The 2,849-nt window shown below is 72.7% G+C and carries 2 protein-coding genes; both read right to left on the minus strand.

What is annotated here, in order from left to right; all coding sequences use genetic code 11:
- Positions 1 to 115: 115 nt before the first annotated feature.
- Entirely contained in the window at positions 116 to 1,294 is a 1,179-nt protein-coding gene (locus ACFV0G_RS37915) for a spermidine/putrescine ABC transporter substrate-binding protein (protein ID WP_380557956.1), read from the minus strand.
- A 100-nt stretch (positions 1,295 to 1,394) separates the two neighbouring features.
- On the minus strand, positions 1,395 to 2,753 hold the full coding sequence (locus ACFV0G_RS37920) for an aspartate aminotransferase family protein (protein ID WP_380557959.1): 1,359 nt from the start codon (positions 2,751 to 2,753) through the stop codon (positions 1,395 to 1,397).
- Between the last annotated feature and the right edge of the window lie 96 nt (positions 2,754 to 2,849).

Here is a 2,849-nt window from a genome sequence, read left to right on the forward strand (position 1 = left end):
AACTCTGGCCCCGCCCGCCCGGGGGGGCCCCCGGCGCCCCGCCCCCCCCCCCCGGGGGTCAACCGCCCCAGCCGGGCCCGCGCCCGGCCGCCGGCCCTTTGGCCGCGGATCGCGGTCAGACGCCCGCGACGCGGCCCCAGACCCGGTGGAAGTCCGGCCGCTCCTCGGCCGTGACGTCGCGCATGGTGTGCAGCCGGGCCCGGATCTCGTCGGTGGGGAAGATCAGCGGCTCCTCGGCCAGCGCCGCGGTGTCCGCGTCGTCGCTGTCCGCCAGCACGTCGCGGGCGGCCGGCACCGGGCAGATGTACTGCACGAACGCGGCGAGTTCGGCGGCGACCTCGGGCTGGTAGTAGTGGTCGATGAGCAGTTCGGCGTTCTGCTTGTGGGCGGCCCGGTTGGGCACCATCAGGCTCTCCGACCAGAGTTCGCCGCCCTCCTCGGGGACGACGAACGCGATGTCCGGGTTGTCGGCCTTCAGCTGGATCGCGTCGCCGGAGTACGCCTGGCAGGCGATCGCCGCGCCGGAGGCCAGGTCGCTGGTGTAGTCGTTGCCGGTGAAGCGCCGGATGTGGCCGCGGTCGACCAGCTTCTGCACCTGGTCCATGGCGCGGTGCGCGTCGTCGGCACTGAAGCGGGAGATGTCCGCGCCCTGCGCCGCCATCAGCAGGCCGAGCGCCTCGTCCATGCCGGCGAACAGGGTGACCCTGCCCTTCAGGTCGGCGGCCCACAGGTCGGCGGTGGAGCGGATCTCCCGGCCGAGCAGCTTCCGGTTGTACGCGATGCCGGTGATCCCGGACTGCCAGGGCACGCTGTGCGCCCGCCGGGGGTCGAAGGCCGGGTGGGCGAGCTGCGGGTCGAGGTACTTGTGCACGTTCGGCAGCCGTGTCCCGTCCAGCGCCTGCACCCAGCCGAGCGAGACGTAGCGGCCGGCCATCCAGTCGCTGATCACCATGAGGTCCCGGCCGGGGGCTCCGCCCTGCGCAAGCACCGGGCTGACCTTGCCGAAGAACTCGTCGTTGTCGTTGATGTCCTCGGTGTAGGTGACGCGGATGCCCGTCCGCTCGGTGAAGGCGTCCAGCGTCGGCCGCCGCCCGGTCTTCTCGTCGACGTCGATGTACTGCGTCCAGTTGGAGAAGGTCAGGGTGCGGTCGCGGGCCGAGCGGTCGGGGGCCGCACGCCGCTCCTGCGGCACGTACGCGGCGGGGATGCCGCAGCCGCCGAGGGCGGCCGCGCCCAGCGCGCCGGTGGCGCCGAGCAGCGCGCGGCGGGACAGGCCGGACGTGGTGGATCGCATGGGTGCTCCAGGAGTGCCGGTGGACTGTGCGGGGGCAGCGCGAGGCCCCGGGCGCCGCAGTGAGTGGTGCCCGGGGCCGGAGGTGCCGGATCAGGTCCGGTCAGACGGTGTGCGCGTCGGCGACGGTGAGCGCCTCGTCCAGGACGGCGAGGCCGGTCTTGGCCTCCTCCTCCGTGACGGTGCAGGGCGGCACGACGTGGAAGCGGTTCATGTTGACGAAGGGCCACAGGCCGCGCTGCTTGCAGGCGGCGGCGAGCTCGGCCATCGGCGCGTTGGCGGCGCCGGCCGCGTTGTACGGCACCAGCGGCTCGCGGGTGGTGCGGTCCTTCACCAGGTCGAGCGCCCAGAACACGCCGAGGCCGCGGACCTCGCCGATCGAGGGGTGGCGCTCCGCCAGCTCGCGCAGGCCCGGGCCGAGCACGTTCTCGCCGATGTGCTTGGCGTTCTCCACGATGCCCTCCTCGGCCATCGCGTTGATCGTCGCCACGGCGGAGGCACAGGCCAGCGGGTGGCCCGAGTAGGTCAGGCCGCCGGGGAACGGGCGCTCGGCGAAGGTCGCGGCGATCTCGGCGGAGATCGCGACGCCGCCGAGCGGCACGTAGCCGGAGTTGACGCCCTTGGCGAAGGTCAGCAGATCCGGGGTGATCCCCCAGTGGTCGGCGGCGAACCACTCGCCGGTGCGGCCGAAGCCGGCCATCACCTCGTCCAGGATGAAGACGATGCCGTAGCGGTCGCAGATCTCGCGGACGCCGGCCAGGTAGCCGGCCGGCGGGATCAGGATGCCGGCGGTGCCGACCACCGTCTCCAGGATGATCGCGGCGACCGTGCCGGGGCCCTCGAAGGCGAGGGTCTGCTCGAGGTGGGCGAGGGCCCGCTCGCACTCCTGCGCCTCGTTCTCGGCATGGAAGTTGGAGCGGTAGGCGTAGGGGCCCCAGAAGTGCACGATGCCGGAGACGCCGGTCTCGTTGGCCCAGCGGCGGGGGTCGCCGGTCAGCGTGATCGCGTTGGCGGTGGCGCCGTGGTACGAGCGGTAGGTGGAGAGCACCTTGTGGCGGCCGGTGTGCAGCCGGGCCATCCGGATGGCGTTCTCGTTGGCCTCCGCGCCGCCGTTGGTGAAGAAGATCTTGTCGAGGTCGCCGGGGGTGCGCTCGGCGATCAGCCGGGCCGCCTCGCTGCGCGACTCCTCGGCGAAGCCGGGGGCGATGGTGCAGAGCCGGGCGGCCTTCTCCTGGATCGCGGCGACCACCTTGGGGTGCTGGTGGCCGATGTTGGTGTTCACCAGCTGGGAGGAGAAGTCCAGGTAGCGGTTGCCGTCGTAGTCCCAGAAGTACGAGCCCTCGGCACCGGCCACCGCGAGGGGGTCGATCAGTGCCTGGGCGGACCACGAGTGGAAGACGTGCGCGCGGTCCGTGGCCTTGACGGCCTGCCCGGCGGCTGAGTCAGCGGTGGGGATGCTCATGCTGAAAGCCTAGGCAGTGCCGGGCGCCGGAAGGAGTTGCATCCTGTCACGGGGGCGGCGCGTCGCCGTGACAGGGTGCAAAAGCGCCGGGGGGGC

It is taken from the genome of Kitasatospora sp. NPDC059571 (assembly GCF_042735675.1).
GTDB lineage: Bacteria > Actinomycetota > Actinomycetes > Streptomycetales > Streptomycetaceae > Kitasatospora.

Excerpts from the sequence above, each read along its gene's own strand:
- ACFV0G_RS37915 (WP_380557956.1), bottom strand. The coding sequence starts at position 1,294 with ATGCGATCCACCACGTCCGGCCTGTCCCGCCGCGCGCTGCTCGGCGCC.
- ACFV0G_RS37920 (WP_380557959.1), bottom strand. The coding sequence starts at position 2,753 with ATGAGCATCCCCACCGCTGACTCAGCCGCCGGGCAGGCCGTCAAGGCC.